The following is a 17,396-nucleotide window of genomic DNA, read 5'->3' on the forward strand; positions in this document are numbered from 1 at the left end:
AAGGAAGTCGGCCTGCAGGTCCCGCTGGTCGTGCGCCTGGAAGGCACGAATGTCGAACTGGGCAAGGAGATCATTGCCAACAGCGGCCTGAACGTGATCGCCGCCGACGACCTGTCGGACGCCGCGCAGAAGATCGTGAAGGCCGTCAAGGGCTGAACCATCCGGGCGCGTCCGCGCGCCCTCCTCTGGAACATCGCGGCGCATTGGCGCCGCTTACGCAAGGAGGCCATGATGGCCGTTCTCGTCGACAAGAATACCAAAGTTATCTGCCAAGGGATCACCGGGTCCCAAGGCACTTTCCACACCGAACAGGCAATCGCCTACGGCACTAAGATGGTCGGCGGCGTAACCCCCGGCAAGGGCGGGTCCGAGCACCTTGGCCTGCCGGTCTACAACTCGGTTCACGAAGCCGTGGCCAAGACCGGCGCGACTGCATCCGCGATCTATGTCCCGCCTCCGTTTGCCGCGGATTCGATCCTGGAAGCCATCGACGCGCAGGTTCCGCTGATCGTCTGCATCACCGAGGGCATTCCCGTTCTGGACATGATGCGCGTCAAGCGCGCCCTGCAGGGCAGCCAGTCGCGCCTGATCGGGCCGAACTGCCCCGGCATCATGACGCCCGACGAATGCAAGATCGGCATCATGCCGGGCAGCATCTTCCGTCGCGGCTCGGTGGGCGTCGTTTCCCGCTCGGGCACGCTGACCTATGAGGCCGTGAAGCAGACTTCGGATGTTGGCCTGGGCCAGTCCAGCGCGGTCGGCATCGGCGGCGACCCGATCAAGGGCATGGAGCATATCGACGTGCTGCAGATGTTCCTGGACGATCCTGAAACCGAGTCGATCATCATGATCGGCGAGATAGGCGGTTCGGCCGAGGAAGAGGCCGCCGAGTTCCTGGCCCAGCAGAAGGCCAAGGGCAACTGGAAGCCGACTGCCGGTTTCATCGCGGGCCGCACCGCCCCTCCGGGCCGTCGCATGGGCCATGCCGGCGCCATCGTGTCCGGCGGCAAGGGCGATGCCGAAAGCAAGATCGAGGCCATGAAGCGTGCGGGCATCGTTGTTGCCGACAGCCCGGCGGGCCTTGGTGAAGCCGTTTTGAAGGCGATCAAGGGCTGATGATTTGACAGCCCGCCCCTCCGACTTATGTATGGGGGGCGGGTTGGCACGAAGGGAAGGGCCGTGACATTGCAGGGACCATGCGGCGCCAGGCCGCAGCAGACCGCCGTCCAGCGCCGCCTTGCGGGTCCGCTGTCCGTGCTGGCCATGCTGACGCTGGGGGCATGCGGAGGTCGGATGACGACCGACATCCTGCCCGGCGGCATTCCTGCCCGGACCGACCTTCATCAGGCCAGTACCTTGCCGCCCGCCTCGGTGCGGACGGTATCCCGGCGGGACTTCGGCTGGCGGGTCATCTATCATCCTGCCGCCGCCCCGCCCAATGCCGAAAGCCGTGCAGCCGTTGCGCTGTGCGGTTTGGAACGACGGGCCCCGCTGCGGATCCAGCAGCAGCCCAGACTTGACCCTTCTGCCGATCCCGGCGCCCGCATCTTCGACATCTACTGCGCCTGACCTTCATTTCTCATCCTTGCCCTGAACGGGGACCAGCCATGACCGACCAGCCAAAGAACACCGATTTCCACGACTCCTCGTTCCTGCAGGGCCACAACGCGGCCTATGTGGAACAGCTTTACGGCCAATGGGCCAAGGATCCGGCTGCGGTCGATCAGGCCTGGGACGCGTTCTTCCGCGAACTGGGAGACGACAATGCCGATGCGGTGCGCGAGGCCGAGGGCGCTAGCTGGAAGCGGCCCGACTGGCCGCCGGTGCCGCAGGATGACATGACGGCCGCCCTCACCGGCGAATGGCCGATGTCGGGCAAGGCCAATGCCGATGCGGCCATGAAGAAGATCGCGGCCAAGGCCGAGGAAAAGGGCGTCGCGCTGTCCACCGAGCAGATGCGCCAGGCCGTGCTGGACAGCATCCGCGCGCTGATGCTTATCCGCGCTTTCCGCATCCGCGGCCACCTGCACGCCAACCTGGACCCGCTGGGCCTGCGCGACGTGCCCGACCATGGCGAGCTGAACCCGGCCACCTATGGCTTCGGCCCCGGCGACATGGACCGTCCGATCTTCATCGACAACGTGCTGGGCCTGGAAGTGGCGTCGATCCGCCAGATCACCGATCTGATGCGGCGCACCTATTGCGGCACATTCGCGCTGCAGTACATGCACATCTCGAACCCCGAGGAAGCCGCCTGGCTGAAGGAGCGGATCGAGGGATACGGCAAGGAAATCGCCTTTACCCGTGAAGGCCGCCGCGCCATCCTGAACAAGCTGGTCGAGGCCGAGGGCTTCGAAAAGTTCCTCCATGTGAAATACATGGGCACCAAACGCTTTGGCCTTGACGGCGGTGAAGCGCTGATCCCCGCCATGGAGCAGATCATCAAGCGCGGCGGTGCGCTTGGCGTGAAGGAAATCGTGTTCGGCATGCCCCACCGCGGCCGCCTGTCGGTGCTGGCCAACGTGCTGTCCAAACCCTACCGCGCGATCTTCCACGAATTCCAGGGCGGCAGCTTCAAGCCCGAGGACGTGGATGGATCGGGCGACGTGAAATACCACCTGGGTGCCAGCTCGGACCGTGAGTTCGACGGCAACACCGTGCACCTGTCGCTGACCGCGAACCCGAGCCATCTGGAGGCGGTGAACCCGGTCGTGCTGGGCAAGGCGCGCGCGAAAAGCGACCAGTTGGGCGACCGGACCGCGCGGACCTCGGTCCTGCCGATCCTGCTGCATGGCGATGCGGCCTTCGCGGGCCAGGGCGTCGTGGCGGAATGCCTGCAGTTGTCGGGCATCCGCGGCCATCGCACGGGCGGCACGATCCATATCGTGGTGAACAACCAGATCGGCTTCACCACCGCGCCGCATTTCAGCCGCACCTCGCCCTATCCGACCGATATCGCGCTGATGGTCGAGGCGCCGATCTTTCATGTGAACGGTGACGACCCCGAAGCCGTGGTCCATGCGGCAAAGGTTGCCACCGAATTCCGGATGAAGTTCAAGAAGGATGTCGTCATCGACATCATCTGCTATCGCCGCTTCGGTCACAACGAAGGCGACGAGCCGATGTTCACGAACCCGGCGATGTACACCAAGATCAAGGCGCAGAAGACCACGCTGCAGCTGTACACCGATCGCCTGATCGCCGACGGCCTGATCCCCGAGGGCGAGATCGAGGACATGAAGACGGCCTTCCAGGCGCATCTGAACGAAGAGTTCGAGATCGGCAAGAACTACAAGCCGAACAAGGCCGACTGGCTGGACGGCAAGTGGTCGGGCATGAACCGCGAGGGCACAGACTATGTCGCGGGCGAGACCGGGATTGCCCCCGAGGTGATGACCCAGGTCGGTCGCGCGCTGACGGATGCGCCCGACGGGCTGAGCCTGCACAAGACGGTGGGCCGCCTTCTGGAAGCCAAGAAGCAGATGTTCGAAACCGGCGCGGGCTTTGACTGGGCCACCGCCGAGGCTCTGGCCTTCGGTTCATTGGTGAGCGAGGGGCACGGCGTCCGCCTGTCCGGTCAGGACAGCACGCGCGGCACCTTCAGCCAGCGTCATTCCGCCTTTATCGACCAGAAGTCCGAAGACCGTTATTACCCGCTGAACAACATCACCAAGGATCAGGCCCGCTACGAGGTCATCGACTCGATGCTGTCGGAATACGCGGTGCTGGGCTTCGAATACGGCTATTCGCTGGCGGAACCGAACACGCTGACCCTGTGGGAGGCGCATTTCGGCGACTTTGCCAACGGCGCGCAGATCATGTTCGACCAGTTCATCTCGTCCGGCGAGAAGAAATGGCTGCGCATGTCGGGCCTGGTGATGCTGCTGCCGCACGGCTTCGAGGGTCAGGGACCGGAACATTCGTCCGCGCGACTGGAGCGGTTCCTGCAAGGCTGCGCCGAAGACAACTGGATCGTGGCCAATTGCACCACGCCTGCGAACTATTTCCACATCCTGCGTCGGCAGATCCACCGCGGCTTCCGCAAGCCGCTGGTGCTGATGACCCCGAAATCGCTGCTGCGCCATCCGCTGGCCGTCAGCAAGGCCGAGGAATTCCAGACCGGCAGCACATTCCACCGCGTGCTGTGGGACGATGCACAGCGCGGCACCTCGCCCACCCAGCTTGCGGCCGATGACCAGATCAAGCGCGTCGTCATCTGTTCGGGAAAGGTTTACTATGACCTGCTGAAGGCACGGGACGAGGCGGGGATCACCGACGTCTACCTGCTGCGGCTGGAACAGTTCTATCCCTTCCCCGCCCAGGCGATGGTCAAGGAACTGGGCCGCTTCAAGCAGGCCGAGGTGGTGTGGTGCCAGGAAGAGCCCAAGAACCAGGGCGGCTGGACCTTTGTCGAGCCTTATCTGGAATGGGTTCTGGAGCGCCTTGGATCCCGGCATGCGCGCGCCCGCTACACCGGACGCAATGCTGCCGCCTCGGTCGCCACGGGCCTCGCCTCGCGCCACAAGGCCGAACAAGAGGCGCTGGTCGCCGAAGCCCTGAACATCGAAGGATGATCCGATGACCACCGAAGTCCGCGTGCCCGCCCTGGGCGAATCCGTCACCGAGGCCACGATCGCCACCTGGTTCAAGAAGCCCGGCGATCGGGTCGAGGTCGACGAAATGCTGTGCGAGCTGGAAACCGACAAGGTCACGGTCGAGGTGCCCAGCCCTTCGGCCGGGATCCTGGCCGAAATCGTTGCGGCCGAGGGCGAGACGGTGGGGCCTGACGCCCTGCTGGCGCAGATCGACGAAGCGGGCGCCGCATCGGGCGCCCCCAAGACCGACGCAAAGAAGGCCCCTGCGAAGGCCGAAGACAAACCTGAGGAACAACAGACGATGAGCGGCAATTCCGTGGACGTGATGGTCCCCGCCCTGGGCGAAAGCGTGACCGAGGCGACTGTCGCCACCTGGTTCAAGAAGCCCGGCGACAGCGTCGAGGTTGACGAGATGCTGTGCGAACTGGAGACCGACAAGGTCTCGGTCGAGGTACCCGCACCCGCCGCCGGCGTCCTGGCCGAGATCCTGGCCGAGGAAGGCGCGACGGTGGATGCCAAGGCGCGCCTGGCGATCATTACGGAAGGTGCCGGCGGTGCCAAGCCCGCGCCGCGTGCCGCCCAGGAAACCGTGCTGGAGAATGCCGGTCCCGAGGAACCCACCCTGCGCCGCGATGTTGAGGACGCACCCTCGGCCAAGAAGGCCATGGCAGAAAAAGGCGTGAGCCGCGATCAGGTCCAGGGTTCCGGCCGCGACGGCCGCGTGATGAAGGAGGACGTGGCCAAGGCGTCGGCGGCACCCAAGGCCCCGGCACCTGCACCGCGCGCGCCTTCGCCCGCCACGGATGCTGGTCGCGAGGAGCGGGTCAAGATGACCCGCCTGCGCCAGACCATCGCACGCCGCTTGAAGGACGCGCAGAACACCGCCGCGATGCTGACCACCTATAACGAGGCCGACATGTCCGGCGTCATGGGGCTGCGCAACGAGTACAAGGATGCCTTCGAGAAGAAGCACAAGGTCAAGCTGGGCTTCATGTCCTTCTTCGTGAAGGCCTGCTGCCACGCGCTGAAGGAAGTCCCCGAGGTCAATGCCGAGATCGACGGCACCGACGTCGTCTACAAGAACTTCGTCCACATGGGCGTGGCCGTCGGCACGCCTTCGGGCCTGGTGGTTCCGGTCGTGCGCGATGCCGACCAGAAGAGCTTTGCCGCGATCGAGAAAGAGATCGGCGAACTGGGCGCCAAGGGCCGCGACGGCAAGCTGTCCATGGCCGACATGCAGGGCGGCACCTTCACCATCTCGAACGGTGGGGTGTATGGCTCGCTGATGTCCTCGCCGATCCTGAACCCTCCGCAGTCGGGCATTCTGGGTATGCACAAGATCCAGGAGCGTCCGGTTGTCGTGGGCGGACAGATCGTCATCCGTCCGATGATGTATCTGGCGCTGTCCTATGACCACCGGATCGTCGACGGCAAGGGCGCCGTGACCTTCCTGGTCCGCGTCAAGGAAGCCTTGGAAGATCCGCGCCGTCTGCTGATGGATCTGTGATCGCAGGCATGGCGCCCGCTTCGGCGGGCGCCATGCACCCGGGATCCGCAAGGCCGCTTCGCGGGTTCCGCACCAGACCGGGAGCTTGTGCCGCGCGAGGGGCGACAGGCTGATCCCGCTGACATGGAGCATCCGATGCAGTTGATCATCCGCTATGCCACCACCGACCAGACGCGCTTTCGTACGGCATTCAACGCCGATTCCGAGGATCGGGGCCGCAATGGCCTTTCGCTTCTGCAATTGTGGCGCGAAGGGAATGGCGATGCCTGGGCACTGTTCCAGGTGAACGATGCCAAGGCGGCGCGTGCCTATCTGGACGGCGCGGCCAAGGTGTTCGAAACGCAGGCGGGCGTCACCGCAACCGAGGCCCATTTCTTGGAAACGGCATGAGCATGACGCCGGAACTGACGGTCCTGGCGCTGGCGGGGTTGCTGCAAGGCATGCAATTTGCCCTGTTTTCCGTACTGGCCAATCTTCAGGTCGGACCTAAGGTCGCCATGGGGCCACGCGATCACGCGCCCCCGCTGAAAGGTCTGGCGGGGCGGGCACAGCGGGCGATGAACAACCATTTCGAAGGCTTGATCCTGTTCACGATTGCGGTCGTTCTGGTGGTGCTGGGGGGCCAGGGCAACGGCTTCACGGCGACCTGTGCCTGGGTTTATCTGTTGGCCCGCGTCCTTTATGTGCCTGCCTATCTTCTGGGATGGGTGCCGTGGCGCTCGGTCATCTGGGCGGTGGGTTTTGCGGCAACGATATCAATGATCCTGGCAAGCCTGTTCTGAGGGGCCTTGATCCAACTCTCCTGCGGGTGTCCGGTGGCGCAAGGCGACAAACGACCCGAGACGAAAGAAGGGACGAAACATGTATGATCTGATCGTGATCGGCGCCGGACCCGGCGGCTATGTCTGCGCCATCCGCGCCGCACAGCTGGGCCTGAAGGTGGCCTGCGTCGAGGCGCGCGACACGCTTGGCGGCACTTGCCTGAACGTGGGCTGCATTCCCTCCAAGGCCCTGTTGCACGCGACCCACCTGTTGCATGAAACGCATGAGAACTTCGAGAAGATGGGCCTGATGGGCGCCCATGTCCAGATCGACTGGGCCCGCATGCAGGGCTACAAGGCCGAAACGGTTTCGGGCAACACCAAGGGCATCGAGTTCCTGTTCAAGAAGAACAAGATCGACTGGATCAAGGGCTGGGCGACGATCGAGGCGCGTGGCCGCGTCAAGGTGGGCGACACCGTTCACGAGACAAGGAACATCGTCATCGCCACCGGCTCCGTTTCGCAGCACCTGAAGGGGGTCGAGGTCGACAATGACGGCGGCATCATCGTCGACTCGACGGGCGCGCTGGCGCTGCCGAAGATTCCGAAATCCATGGTCGTGATCGGGGCGGGCGTGATTGGTTTGGAACTGGGCTCAGTCTACACGCGCCTTGGCGCGGATGTGACGGTTGTCGAATACCTGGATGTCATCACGCCTGGACTGGACGGCGAGATCCAGAAGCAGTTCCACAAGATACTGGCAAAGCAGGGCCTGAAGTTCGTTCTGGGCGCCGCGGTCAAAGGCGCCGAAGTGGCGAACGGTGGGGCCCGTGTGACCTATGCCCTGAAAAAGGACAACAGCGAGCAGGTCATCGAGGCCGACGCCGTGCTGGTCGCCACTGGCCGCCGCCCGCATGTCGAGGGGATGGGCCTCGAGGCTGTTGGCGTCAAGCTGACTGACCGTGGGTATGTCCAGATCAACGATCACTGGTCCACCAGCGTCGAGGGCATCTATGCCATCGGCGATGCGGTCCCCGGCCCCATGCTGGCCCACAAGGCCGAAGACGAGGGCATGGCCGTGGCCGATGTGATTGCCGGCAAGCATGGCCACGTCAATTACGGGGTCATTCCGGGCGTGATCTATACCACTCCCGAAGTTGCCAGCGTCGGCCTGACCGAGGAACTGGCCAAGGAAGGCGGCCGCAAGATCAAGGTCGGCAAGTTCCCCTTTATGGGCAATGCCCGTGCCAAGGCGCAGTTCCAGGGCGAGGGCTTCGTCAAGCTGATTGCCGACGCAGAGACCGACCGCATTCTGGGTTGTCACATCATCGGCCCGTCGGCAGGCGACCTGATCCACGAGGTGTGCGTGGCGATGGAGTTCGGTGCCTCGGCCGAGGATCTAGCCCTGACCTGCCATGCGCATCCGACCGTGTCGGAAGCCGTGCGCGAAGCCGCGCTGGCCTGTGGCGCAGGCGCCATTCATGCGTGAGGCCCCATGGGCCTGGGCAAGGGGGGCGCTGCTCCCCTTGCCCGAAATGAACGATCACGTCCCGCAAAGGATGGGGCGTCGGGTTGTTCTGCTGTCCGCCTTGGCGCTTGCTGCCTGTGGCGGAAGACGGGACATGTCGATGCCGGGGGGAATAGGTAAGAATGGCCTTTACCCGAACGAGACGCCCTACCTGCGTCAGCGCATCAATTTCTGGGCGCGTCATCATCAGGTTCCGCCGGCCATTGTCCATCGGGTGATCCTCCGCGAGTCCCGGCACCAGCCCCGCCTTCGGAACGGTACCTATTATGGCCTGATGCAGATTGCGCCGCAAACGGCGCGCACGATGGGGTACCGCGGCCCGGATGAAGGCCTGCTGGATGCGGACACAAACCTTCGCTATGGCGTCCGGTATCTCCGTGGGGCCTGGATGGTGGCCGACGGAGACCCTGACCGCACGATCATGTGGTATTCGCGTGGCTATTATTACGAGGCAAAGCGCAAGGGCCTGCTGAAGAAGACAGGATTGCGTGGCTGAAGCCGGTCGAGAAAGGCCGAAGCGATACCGGCATCGGGGGCATCGGCCAAGTCCCTGAACGACCAAAATGATCCGCCGTCTTGTTGCGTGGATTCGGAAGGCCGCTCTGCCATCTGATGGCTTCAAGCCTTGGCCCCTGCGTGACAGGCTCATAAACGACTGATGAACCGGCAAAGGGCACTTTGGCAGAAGCAGGACCATGATTCTTTGAGGATCTGGCCGCCCGCATCCTGTCCGGGCCGTCAGCTCCCGGAGCCGACATTCCTGCCGTGATGTCTTTCAGCGATGGGGGTCAGCCGCCCGCGATGATCCGCACATAGTTCCGTGTTTCGCGATAAGGGGGGATGCCATTGTATTTCTGGACGGCTCCCGGCCCCGCATTATAGGCCGCCAGTGCCAGCGTCCAGTTTCCGAATTGGTTGTACATCATCCGCAGGTAGCGCGCGCCCCCGTTCAGGTTCTGCACCGGGTCCTGCGGGTTCACGCCCAGCTTGGCTGCCGTTCCGGGCATCAGCTGCGCCAGTCCCATCGCCCCCTTGTGCGAGCGGGCGTTCGGGTTCCAGCCCGATTCCTGCTGAACGAGGCGCAGGAACAGATCTTCGGGGATGCCATAGCGCTGTGCGGCCTGACGGGCGTGGGGAAGATATTCGCTGCGACGTCCCGTATAACGCGGGATGTTCGGCGCGGGATCCAGTGCAACCGCCTGCTCGCGCCCGCCGGGCTGCAACCGCGCCGACTGCTGATACTGGGTGGACAGTCGCGAATCCATCAATCTGGTCTGCCGGGCAAACTGTTCGGCCCGCGACTTCGAGGAACTGCCGCTGAGGCGAAGCCCTTCGGCCTGGACCGGCACCACCATCGCGCCCATCATCGCCACGCAAAGTGCCGCTTTCAAAGAGTGGCTGAACCGCATTCTTCGTTCCCCCGTCCGTGTCAGCTTCGGCTGCTGCCTGTTTTGCAGTCGACTATACATGAAACGACCTCTGCCGCCAGCGTGCCGGAACGGCAGTACTTGGCACACCCCCGGCTTGGGCGGATTGTTGCCCTGCAGGATCGACTTGCACCCGCGGGAATGCCTGCGCTAGACCGACAGCAACGAGACATCATACCCAAGGAATTCCGTCATGGCAGGCAGCGTCAACAAGGTCATCCTGATCGGCAATCTGGGCCGCGATCCGGAAATCCGCAGCTTCCAGAACGGCGGCAAGGTCGCCAGCCTGCGCATCGCGACTTCGGAAACCTGGAAGGACCGAAACACCGGCGAACGTCGTGAAAAGACCGAATGGCACACGGTCTCGATCATGTCCGAAGGTCTGGTCGGCGTGGTCGAGCGGTTCCTGAAAAAGGGCAGCAAGGTTTATATCGAAGGTCAGCTGGAAACGCGCAAATGGCAGGATCAGTCCGGCCAGGACCGGTATTCCACCGAGGTGGTGCTGCGCGGCCTGAACGGCACGCTGCAGATGCTGGACGGCCGTGGCGAGGGCGGCGGCGGCATGGGCGGCGGCGGCCGCGATCCGGGCGGCTATGACGATTACAACCAGGGCGCACCGCGTGGCGGCGCGTCGGGCGGTGCCGGCTCGGGTGGCGGACGCGCGGATTACGACGACGAGATCCCGTTCTGATCATCGGCAGCCACTGACCCGCGCCTGCAAGGGCGCCGGCGACAGCCAGCCTCCGGACCCCTTCGATGGGGTCCGGAGGCTTTTCTGAATAACGGTCTTTCTGATGCCCTCAGCGGGCGTTCTGCAAGACGGCAGCCAATGCTTCGCGCTGAACGGCGTCGCTCACAAAGGCATCGCCAATGCCGTGCGCCAGGACAAAGCGCAGCTGACCATTGACGACCTTCTTGTCCTGTCCCATCAGCGCGATCAGCGTGTCGTCATCGGGCAATGCGCCCGGAATGTCCGCCAGCCGGGCCGGCATCCCCATCTGGCGCAGGTGTTCCAGCACCCGGCTTGGCGCTTCTTGCGAACACAGTCCCATCCGCGCCGACAGGTCAAAGGCCAGAGCACAGCCGATGGCCACCCCTTCGCCATGCAACAGGCGGTCGGAGTAACACGTTGCCGCCTCCAGCGCATGGCCAAAGGTGTGACCCAGGTTCAGCAGGGCGCGTTCCCCTTGCTCGGTCTCGTCCCGCGTGACGATGCCGGCCTTCATCGCGACCGAATGCGCTACGGCATGTTTGCGCGCGCCCATGTCATCGCGAAGACGTGGCCCGTTCTCTTCCAGCCAATCAAAGAAACTGGCGTCACCCAACAGGCCGTACTTGGCCACCTCGCCATAACCCGCGCGAAAATCACGCGGGCTCAGCGTGTCCAGCACCGCGATGTCGGCCAGCACCAGCGAGGGCTGATGGAACGAACCGATCAGGTTCTTGCCCTGCGCGCTGTTGATCCCGGTCTTGCCGCCGACGCTGCTGTCGACCTGCGCCAGCAGCGTCGTCGGCAGCTGGACGAACCGCACGCCCCGCCGCAGGATCGCCGCGGCAAAGCCCCCAAGATCGCCGATCACGCCACCGCCCAGCGCCACGACGATGTCGCGCCGCTCGATCTTCTGCTCCAGCAGCCATTCGACGCAGGTCTGAAGATGCGGCCAGCTTTTCGTACCCTCGCCTGAAGGCAGGACCAGCGCCTCGCTGGCGATGCCCTCGGCGCTCAGGGCTGCCTGGAGCGGCACCAGATGCAGTCCCGCAACGGTTGCATCGGTCACGATGACCACGCGCGATCGCACCAGCAGCGGCGCGATTTCGCGTCCCGCATGTGCGATCAATCCGGCCCCGATCCGGACATCATAGGCGCGGTCGCCCAGGGGAACGTGGACTGTGACGGGATCGGTCATGGCAACTCCTTGATCAGGTCGGGGGCGGCCGCCTTCAGCGCCGCGATCAGGCGACCGGCCGAGATTTCGACGCTGTCGCCTGCCTGCGACAGGAATTCCAGGTCGGCCAGCGAATAAACGGGGCTGCGTTCGGCCAGCAGGCGCAGAAGCGTTCCCTTGGGATCGGCCGTCTGCAGCAGCGGGCGCGTGGGCCGCTGGCGCACCCGGTTCCACAAGGTCTCGGGGGCGCAGTTCAGCCAGACCGACATTCCCGAGGCCTCGATGGCCCGGCGGTTCCGTTCCTGCATCCAAGCGCCACCGCCGGTCGAGATGATGCCCGGTGGTCCGGCCAGCAGGCGCCCCAGAACCTGCGCCTCGCGGTCCCGAAAGAACGCTTCGCCGTCGCGGGCAAAGATTTCCGAGATGGTCATGGCGGCGGCGGCTTCGATCTCGGCATCGGAATCGGTAAAAGGCACCCGCAGCCGCCGGGCCAGTTCCGTCCCGATGGCCGTCTTGCCCGCACCCATCATTCCGATCAGCACGATATGGCGCTTCAGCCGCTTCATCATCCCTGCTCCCGTCAATCGGGTGACTGAATGACGTGATCTTTTGGAAATTGCCATCTATATTCCGGTCGAGCCGGCCCAAGACCGGCCAAGGACACGAAAAATATCCGGGCGAGCAAAGGCGGAATTCGATGCGGAAGATCAAGCTATTGGTGGTACTGATCCTGATCGGGCTGATTGGCCTGGCCGGATACGCTTATTTCGGCGACATGACCCCCACCCGCACCGAGGTGCGCAGCCCGCTGGAACTGGGCGCCCCTGCCACGTCGAACCCAACGGCCGAGCCTGACAGTGAGTGATCCCTTCGCCCCGACCCTCAGCCGCCGCAGGTCGGTCGGGCTGGCCGCGATGCTGGCGGTGCTGCCCATGGCAACCGCCGCGCAGCAGCCGCTGTCGGCCAGCGACTGGCTGTCGGGCAGCGTGCGCGGACCGCAACGCGAAAGCTCGGCCTGGCGGCCGGGCGACGCGCCCCCCCGTCGTCCGGGAACGCATGCCCCCCAGCCCGTGGCGGAAAGCGCCGAGGTCGGGCGGGTGCAGGTCACGCGCCTGGACCGCGGTGATCCCGACCACACCGGCACCCAGAGCCCCCGCCGTGCCGGCCTGCCCCATGACCTTTGGGCGGGAAGCGATTCCCAGACACTGGCGCAGATGATCCTGACCACGCCTGCCCGGCTGCAATCCATGCAGGCACTGATGCGCCGGATCCTGACGGCCCAGCTGGCGCCCCCGCGGGCAGAGGGTGGCGGCGTTCAGCAGGGGCAGCTGTTCCTGGCGCGCGCTGACCGCCTGCTGGACATGGGCGCGCTGGAAGAAGCGCAGGCTCTTCTGGTCGCCGCAGGTCCCGGAGAGCCCGAGATCTTTCGCCGCATGTTCGACATTGCCCTGCTGGAAGGCGACGAGGGACGGGCCTGCGCCATCATGAACGGCACGCCCGGCATTGCCCCCAGCTTTGCCGCCCGCATCTTTTGCTTGGCGCAGACCGGGGACTGGGCCGCCGCCGCTGTCAGCCTGCATGGGGCCGAGGCCCTTGGGTTGATCGACGAACGGCAGGCCCTGCTGTTGACGCATTTTCTGGACGATGCGTTTGTCGATTCGGCCCAGTTGCTGAACCCCGCCGAGCGGATGACGCCGCTCGAGTTCCGCATCCACGAGGCGATCGGGCAGCCCCTGCCGACCACCCCCCTGCCCGTGGCCTTTGCGCAATCCGATCTGCGCCTGAACAGCGGGTTCAAGGCGCGCCTCGAAGCGGCCGAGCGGCTGGCCCGCACGGGCGCGCTGCCCCTCGACATGTTGCGCCAGATCTATGGCGAACAGCGTCCCGCCGCCTCGGGCGGAGTGTGGGAACGCGCGGCCGTGATGCGCACACTCGAGGCGGCCTTGGCCAACGAGGACACGGCGCAGGCCCTGCCCCGCGCCTTTGACGAGTTTCGGACGGCGGGAATGGCGGATCTGCTGGCCGGCATGATCGCGGCGGACCTGCCCGACAGCACCGATGCCCGCACGGCCGAGATCACCAACCTGCTGCAGGCCTGGGCAGGGGTTCCCGGGGCGGCCCTGCCCGAACCCGCCACCGAGATGGAGGCCCCCGTGCCGGACACACCCGACACCCGCCATGGAGAAGCGCTGCTGACGGCGATGACGGACATCGACGCCGCGCTCGAAGGGGATCTGGCACGCGCCGGACGCGGCATTGCGATGCTGCGCGCTTTGGGATTGACGGAAGATGCCGCACGGGCCGAAACGCAGATCACGCTGCTGCCCCAAATGATCGGGGAGCAGTGATGGGCGATCATCAGGCGATCTCGGCCTTTCTGGATGCACAAGCCGCCGAGGCCGGAGCCGCGCGCAACACGCTGCTGGCCTATGGACGCGATCTGCGTGACCTGTCGGACTGGCTGTCACGGCGCGGACAGCAACTGGCCGCCCTGAGCCGTGACCAGGTCGAGGATTATCTGGCCTTTTGCGACGCGCAGGGCTTGTCGCGGGCAACCCGTGCCCGGCGGCTGTCGGCCATCCGGCAGTTCACCCGCTTTGCCCTGGAGGAAGGCTGGCGCCAGGATGATCCGGCCATCCGCATCGCGGGGCCCGGCCGCTCCAAGCGCCTGCCCAAGACGCTGAGCCGGGAAGAGATCGACGCGCTTCTGGCCGCGGCTCCGCGCCTGGGGCGCAGTCCCCAGGACAAGGCACGCAATCTTTGCATGATCGAGTTGCTGTATGCGACCGGCATGCGCGTCAGTGAACTGGTGACCCTGCCCGTGGCCGGCTGCCGGGGCGATCCGGCGGTTCTCGTGATCCGCGGCAAGGGCAACAAGGACCGCCTTGTGCCGCTTGGCGCGCCCGCACGGGCGGCGCTGCGCGACTGGCTGGTGCTGCGCGATGCGGCCCCGCAGGGCAGCCCGTTGTTCCGGCTGCTGACCGGGCGCGGCGCGCGCTGGCTGTTTCCCGCTCCGGGTGCCGCCGGCCATCTGCCGCGCACCAGCTTTTCGCGGCTGCTGCACCAGATCGCGGTGGAGGCGGGGATTGATCCGACCCGTGTCACCCCCCACGTGATCCGCCATGCCTTTGCCACCCATCTTCTGGAAGGCGGCGCGGATCTGCGATCGATCCAGATGCTGCTGGGACATGCCGATCTGGGCACGACCGAGATTTATACCCATGTTCTGGACCAGCGCATGCGCGATCTGGTCCTGAACCATCACCCGCTGGCGCGCGTTGGCGACGACGGTCAAACGCAGTCCGATCCTTCAACCTGAACCCCGGAACCCATGGACGATCCTTCGAGTACCTTTGATGTCGCAGCGTGGATCACGACTGCGGCCATTGTTCTTCTTCTTCTGATGTCGGCCTTCTTCTCAGGGTCGGAAACCGCGCTGACAGCCTCCAGCAAGGCCAAGCTGCGCTCTCGTGCCGACAAGGGCGACAGTGGCGCCGAGGTGGCCCTGAACGTGACCGGTGACAGCGAAAGGCTGATCGGCGCAATCCTTCTGGGCAACAACGTTGTCAACATCCTGTCCGCCAGCCTGGCCACCGCGCTGTTCACCCGCCTGCTGGGCGGCAGCGGCGTCGCCATCGCCACGCTGGTGATGACGGTTCTGGTCCTGATCTTTTCCGAGGTGATGCCAAAGACCTATGCGATCTCGGCCCCCGAAAAGGTCGCCAGCCTGGTGGCGCGGCCGATTCGCATGCTGACGATCATCCTGTCCCCCATCGTGATGGTCGTGCGCCTGATCGTGGGCACCATCCTGTCGATCTTTGGCCTGAAGACGGATCCCAGCAGCCATATGTTCTCGATCGAGGAAGAGATCGAGGGCGCGTTGTCGATCGGTCATGCCGCCGGCGCGGTCAACAAGGAGGATCGCGACCGTCTCCTGGGCGCGCTGGACCTTGGCAACCGCACCGTCGAGGAGATCATGCGCCACCGCAGCGAGATCCAGATGATCGATGCCGACCTGCCGCCGGAAAAGATCCTGGAAACGGTTCTGGCCAGCCCGCACACCCGGCTGCCCGTTTACCGCGAGGAGCGCGAGAACATCGTGGGCGTGGTCCACGCCAAGGACCTGTTGCGCGCCGTGAACCGTGCCGCGCGCGATGCGGACGACCCCGGCGCAGCCCGCCGCTTCGACATCATGACTGTTGTCATGCCGCCCTATTTCGTACCCGAGACAAGCGCCCTGGATGAACAGATGCGCGAGTTCCTCAAGCGCAGGACCCATTTCGCGCTGGTGGTGGACGAATACGGTTCGTTGCGCGGCCTGATCACGCTGGAAGACATCATCGAGGAAATCGTGGGGGAAATCGCCGACGAACATGACACCGAGGAAGACCAGACCCTGCGGCCGAACGCACAGGGCGATTACCTGGTCGAAGGCGGCATGACGATACGCGACCTCAACCGCCAGTTGGACTGGACCCTGCCCGACGAAGAGGCCAACACGGTTGCGGGCCTCGTCATCCACATGGCACAGTCCATCCCCGAACAGGGACAGGTCTTCAGCTTTCACGGCTATCGCTTCGAGGTCGTGACGCGGCGCGAGAACCGCATCACCCGCCTGCGCATCCGCCCGCTGGCGCCCCCGCGCGGCAGCGACGGTTGAAGCATCGGGCAGGGTCGCGCGGCTTGCAACCGCGCAGCCTTGCCCCTAACACGGGCGGCATCAACACCTGCCGTAAGGGATCGCCATGGATATCGCAGCCCGCCGCACCGCCAACCCCGATCACTGGACACTGGCCAGCGCCATTCGCGTCCTGTCCATGGACGCGGTCGAGGCCGCCAATTCCGGTCATCCCGGCATGCCGATGGGCATGGCCGACGTCGCCACGGTGCTCTTTCGCAACCACCTGAAGTTCGACGCCTCGGCCCCGCACTGGTTCGACCGAGACCGTTTCGTGCTGTCGGCGGGCCACGGTTCGATGCTGATCTACTCGCTGCTGCACCTGACCGGGTACGAGCAGATGACGCTGGACCAGATCCGCAATTTCCGCCAGCTGGGCGCGATCACGGCAGGCCACCCGGAATATGGTCATGTGGAAGGCGTCGAAACAACGACCGGTCCCTTGGGCCAGGGCGTCGCCACAGCGGTCGGCATGGCCATCGCCGAGGAAGCGCTGCGCGCCGAATACGGTTCCGACCTGTGCGACCATCGCACCTGGGTCATTGCCGGCGATGGCTGCCTGATGGAGGGCATCAGCCACGAGGCGATCGCACTGGCCGGGCATCAGCGGCTGGGCCGCCTGATCGTGCTGTGGGACAACAACGACATCACCATCGACGGCCGCGTCAGCCTGTCCGACCGCACCGACCAGCACGCCCGCTTTGCAGCCGCCGGCTGGCGCGTCCTGTCCTGCGACGGCCATGACGCTGCCGACATCGATCAGGCACTGACCGAGGCCAGGCAGGATGACGGCCGCCCGGTTCTGGTCGATTGCAAAACGATCATCGGCTTTGGCGCGCCCAACAAGGCCGACAGCAGCAAGGCCCACGGCTCCCCCCTCGGCAAGGACGAGATTGCCGCGACCCGCGAAGCCTATGGCTGGACCGGCGGTCCTTTCGAGATCCCGTCCGAGGTCATGTCGCACTGGCGCCAGATCGGCCAGCGCGGCGCGCAGATGCGTGCCGAATGGAACGG

Annotated in this window: 17 protein-coding genes and 1 pseudogene; 15 read left to right on the top strand and 3 right to left on the bottom strand. The window is 65.1% G+C overall.

Annotated elements, in window-relative coordinates:
* The 9 genes and pseudogenes from sucC to ACLHHB_RS06065 form a co-directional block, all read left to right on the top strand.
* Positions 1–156, top strand: a pseudogene (gene sucC, locus ACLHHB_RS06025) (succinate--CoA ligase subunit beta); the annotation flags it as partial.
* Positions 157–231: 75 nt separating this feature from the next.
* Positions 232–1,116 (top strand): succinate--CoA ligase subunit alpha, encoded by an 885-nt coding sequence (gene sucD / locus ACLHHB_RS06030; RefSeq protein ID WP_410217375.1) that lies wholly within the window; start codon positions 232–234, stop codon positions 1,114–1,116.
* Positions 1,117–1,179: 63 nt separating this feature from the next.
* Positions 1,180–1,569 carry a hypothetical protein gene (locus tag ACLHHB_RS06035; protein ID WP_410217376.1) on the top strand — a complete coding sequence of 130 codons (390 nt, stop codon included), beginning with the start codon at positions 1,180–1,182 and terminating at the stop codon, positions 1,567–1,569.
* A gap of 38 nt (positions 1,570–1,607) precedes the next feature.
* Positions 1,608–4,574, top strand: coding sequence for a 2-oxoglutarate dehydrogenase E1 component (locus ACLHHB_RS06040; protein ID WP_410217377.1), 2,967 nt, complete (start codon positions 1,608–1,610; stop codon positions 4,572–4,574).
* A 4-nt stretch (positions 4,575–4,578) separates the two neighbouring features.
* Entirely contained in the window at positions 4,579–6,102 is a 1,524-nt protein-coding gene (odhB, locus tag ACLHHB_RS06045; protein WP_410217378.1) for a 2-oxoglutarate dehydrogenase complex dihydrolipoyllysine-residue succinyltransferase, read from the top strand.
* Positions 6,103–6,237: 135 nt separating this feature from the next.
* Positions 6,238–6,492: a hypothetical protein gene (locus tag ACLHHB_RS06050; protein ID WP_410217379.1), complete on the top strand. Its 255-nt coding sequence runs from the start codon at positions 6,238–6,240 to the stop codon at positions 6,490–6,492.
* A gap of 2 nt (positions 6,493–6,494) precedes the next feature.
* Positions 6,495–6,884, top strand: a complete 390-nt coding sequence (locus tag ACLHHB_RS06055) for an MAPEG family protein (protein ID WP_410217390.1) — start codon at positions 6,495–6,497, stop codon at positions 6,882–6,884.
* A gap of 79 nt (positions 6,885–6,963) precedes the next feature.
* The gene (gene lpdA, locus ACLHHB_RS06060; RefSeq protein ID WP_410217380.1) at positions 6,964–8,352 is read left to right on the top strand and encodes a dihydrolipoyl dehydrogenase; all 1,389 of its coding nucleotides are present in this window, start codon (positions 6,964–6,966) and stop codon (positions 8,350–8,352) included.
* Complete coding sequence (locus ACLHHB_RS06065) at positions 8,345–8,887, top strand: transglycosylase SLT domain-containing protein (protein ID WP_410217381.1); 543 nt, start codon at positions 8,345–8,347, stop codon at positions 8,885–8,887. Before lpdA ends, ACLHHB_RS06065 begins: the two co-directional genes overlap by 8 nt.
* 292 nt (positions 8,888–9,179) lie before the next feature.
* Here the strand turns inward: ACLHHB_RS06065 and ACLHHB_RS06070 are convergent, their stop codons facing one another.
* Positions 9,180–9,758, bottom strand: coding sequence for a lytic transglycosylase domain-containing protein (locus ACLHHB_RS06070; protein ID WP_410217391.1), 579 nt, complete (start codon positions 9,756–9,758; stop codon positions 9,180–9,182).
* A 253-nt stretch (positions 9,759–10,011) separates the two neighbouring features.
* Here ACLHHB_RS06070 and ssb point away from each other — a divergent pair, with 253 nt between their 5' ends.
* Positions 10,012–10,509, top strand: coding sequence for a single-stranded DNA-binding protein (gene ssb, locus ACLHHB_RS06075; RefSeq protein ID WP_410217382.1), 498 nt, complete (start codon positions 10,012–10,014; stop codon positions 10,507–10,509).
* A gap of 109 nt (positions 10,510–10,618) precedes the next feature.
* Here the strand turns inward: ssb and aroB are convergent, their stop codons facing one another.
* Both aroB and ACLHHB_RS06085 read right to left on the bottom strand, forming a co-directional pair.
* Positions 10,619–11,725 (bottom strand): 3-dehydroquinate synthase, encoded by a 1,107-nt coding sequence (aroB, locus tag ACLHHB_RS06080; protein ID WP_410217383.1) that lies wholly within the window; start codon positions 11,723–11,725, stop codon positions 10,619–10,621.
* Positions 11,722–12,273, bottom strand: coding sequence for a shikimate kinase (locus ACLHHB_RS06085; protein WP_410217384.1), 552 nt, complete (start codon positions 12,271–12,273; stop codon positions 11,722–11,724). The genes aroB and ACLHHB_RS06085 overlap by 4 nt, the downstream gene beginning before the upstream one ends.
* Positions 12,274–12,401: 128 nt before the next feature.
* On the opposite strand from ACLHHB_RS06085, the gene ACLHHB_RS06090 reads away from it, so the two are divergent.
* The 5 genes from ACLHHB_RS06090 to ACLHHB_RS06110 all read left to right on the top strand — a co-directional run.
* Entirely contained in the window at positions 12,402–12,569 is a 168-nt protein-coding gene (locus ACLHHB_RS06090; protein ID WP_410217385.1) for a hypothetical protein, read from the top strand.
* On the top strand, positions 12,562–14,052 hold the full coding sequence (locus tag ACLHHB_RS06095; protein WP_410217386.1) for a hypothetical protein: 1,491 nt from the start codon (positions 12,562–12,564) through the stop codon (positions 14,050–14,052). Before ACLHHB_RS06090 ends, ACLHHB_RS06095 begins: the two co-directional genes overlap by 8 nt.
* Positions 14,052–15,023, top strand: a complete 972-nt coding sequence (locus ACLHHB_RS06100; protein ID WP_410217387.1) for a site-specific tyrosine recombinase XerD — start codon at positions 14,052–14,054, stop codon at positions 15,021–15,023. Before ACLHHB_RS06095 ends, ACLHHB_RS06100 begins: the two co-directional genes overlap by 1 nt.
* A gap of 12 nt (positions 15,024–15,035) precedes the next feature.
* Entirely contained in the window at positions 15,036–16,364 is a 1,329-nt protein-coding gene (locus ACLHHB_RS06105; protein ID WP_410217388.1) for an HlyC/CorC family transporter, read from the top strand.
* Positions 16,365–16,449: 85 nt separating this feature from the next.
* On the top strand, positions 16,450–17,396 hold a 947-nt coding region (locus ACLHHB_RS06110; protein ID WP_410217389.1), incomplete at its 3' end, for a 1-deoxy-D-xylulose-5-phosphate synthase N-terminal domain-containing protein.

Origin of the sequence: Paracoccus sp. (in: a-proteobacteria), assembly GCF_046462195.1 — a bacterium.
Classification (GTDB): Bacteria; Pseudomonadota; Alphaproteobacteria; order Rhodobacterales; family Rhodobacteraceae; genus Paracoccus.

Excerpts from the sequence above, each read along its gene's own strand:
- sucD (WP_410217375.1), top strand. The coding sequence starts at position 232 with ATGGCCGTTCTCGTCGACAAGAATACCAAAGTTATCTGCCAAGGGATC.
- ACLHHB_RS06040 (WP_410217377.1), top strand. The coding sequence starts at position 1,608 with ATGACCGACCAGCCAAAGAACACCGATTTCCACGACTCCTCGTTCCTG.
- odhB (WP_410217378.1), top strand. The coding sequence starts at position 4,579 with ATGACCACCGAAGTCCGCGTGCCCGCCCTGGGCGAATCCGTCACCGAG.
- ACLHHB_RS06050 (WP_410217379.1), top strand. The coding sequence starts at position 6,238 with ATGCAGTTGATCATCCGCTATGCCACCACCGACCAGACGCGCTTTCGT.
- ACLHHB_RS06055 (WP_410217390.1), top strand. The coding sequence starts at position 6,495 with ATGACGCCGGAACTGACGGTCCTGGCGCTGGCGGGGTTGCTGCAAGGC.
- lpdA (WP_410217380.1), top strand. The coding sequence starts at position 6,964 with ATGTATGATCTGATCGTGATCGGCGCCGGACCCGGCGGCTATGTCTGC.
- ACLHHB_RS06065 (WP_410217381.1), top strand. The coding sequence starts at position 8,345 with ATGCGTGAGGCCCCATGGGCCTGGGCAAGGGGGGCGCTGCTCCCCTTG.
- ACLHHB_RS06070 (WP_410217391.1), bottom strand. The coding sequence starts at position 9,758 with ATGATGGGCGCGATGGTGGTGCCGGTCCAGGCCGAAGGGCTTCGCCTC.
- ssb (WP_410217382.1), top strand. The coding sequence starts at position 10,012 with ATGGCAGGCAGCGTCAACAAGGTCATCCTGATCGGCAATCTGGGCCGC.
- aroB (WP_410217383.1), bottom strand. The coding sequence starts at position 11,725 with ATGACCGATCCCGTCACAGTCCACGTTCCCCTGGGCGACCGCGCCTAT.
- ACLHHB_RS06085 (WP_410217384.1), bottom strand. The coding sequence starts at position 12,273 with ATGATGAAGCGGCTGAAGCGCCATATCGTGCTGATCGGAATGATGGGT.
- ACLHHB_RS06090 (WP_410217385.1), top strand. The coding sequence starts at position 12,402 with ATGCGGAAGATCAAGCTATTGGTGGTACTGATCCTGATCGGGCTGATT.
- ACLHHB_RS06100 (WP_410217387.1), top strand. The coding sequence starts at position 14,052 with ATGGGCGATCATCAGGCGATCTCGGCCTTTCTGGATGCACAAGCCGCC.
- ACLHHB_RS06105 (WP_410217388.1), top strand. The coding sequence starts at position 15,036 with ATGGACGATCCTTCGAGTACCTTTGATGTCGCAGCGTGGATCACGACT.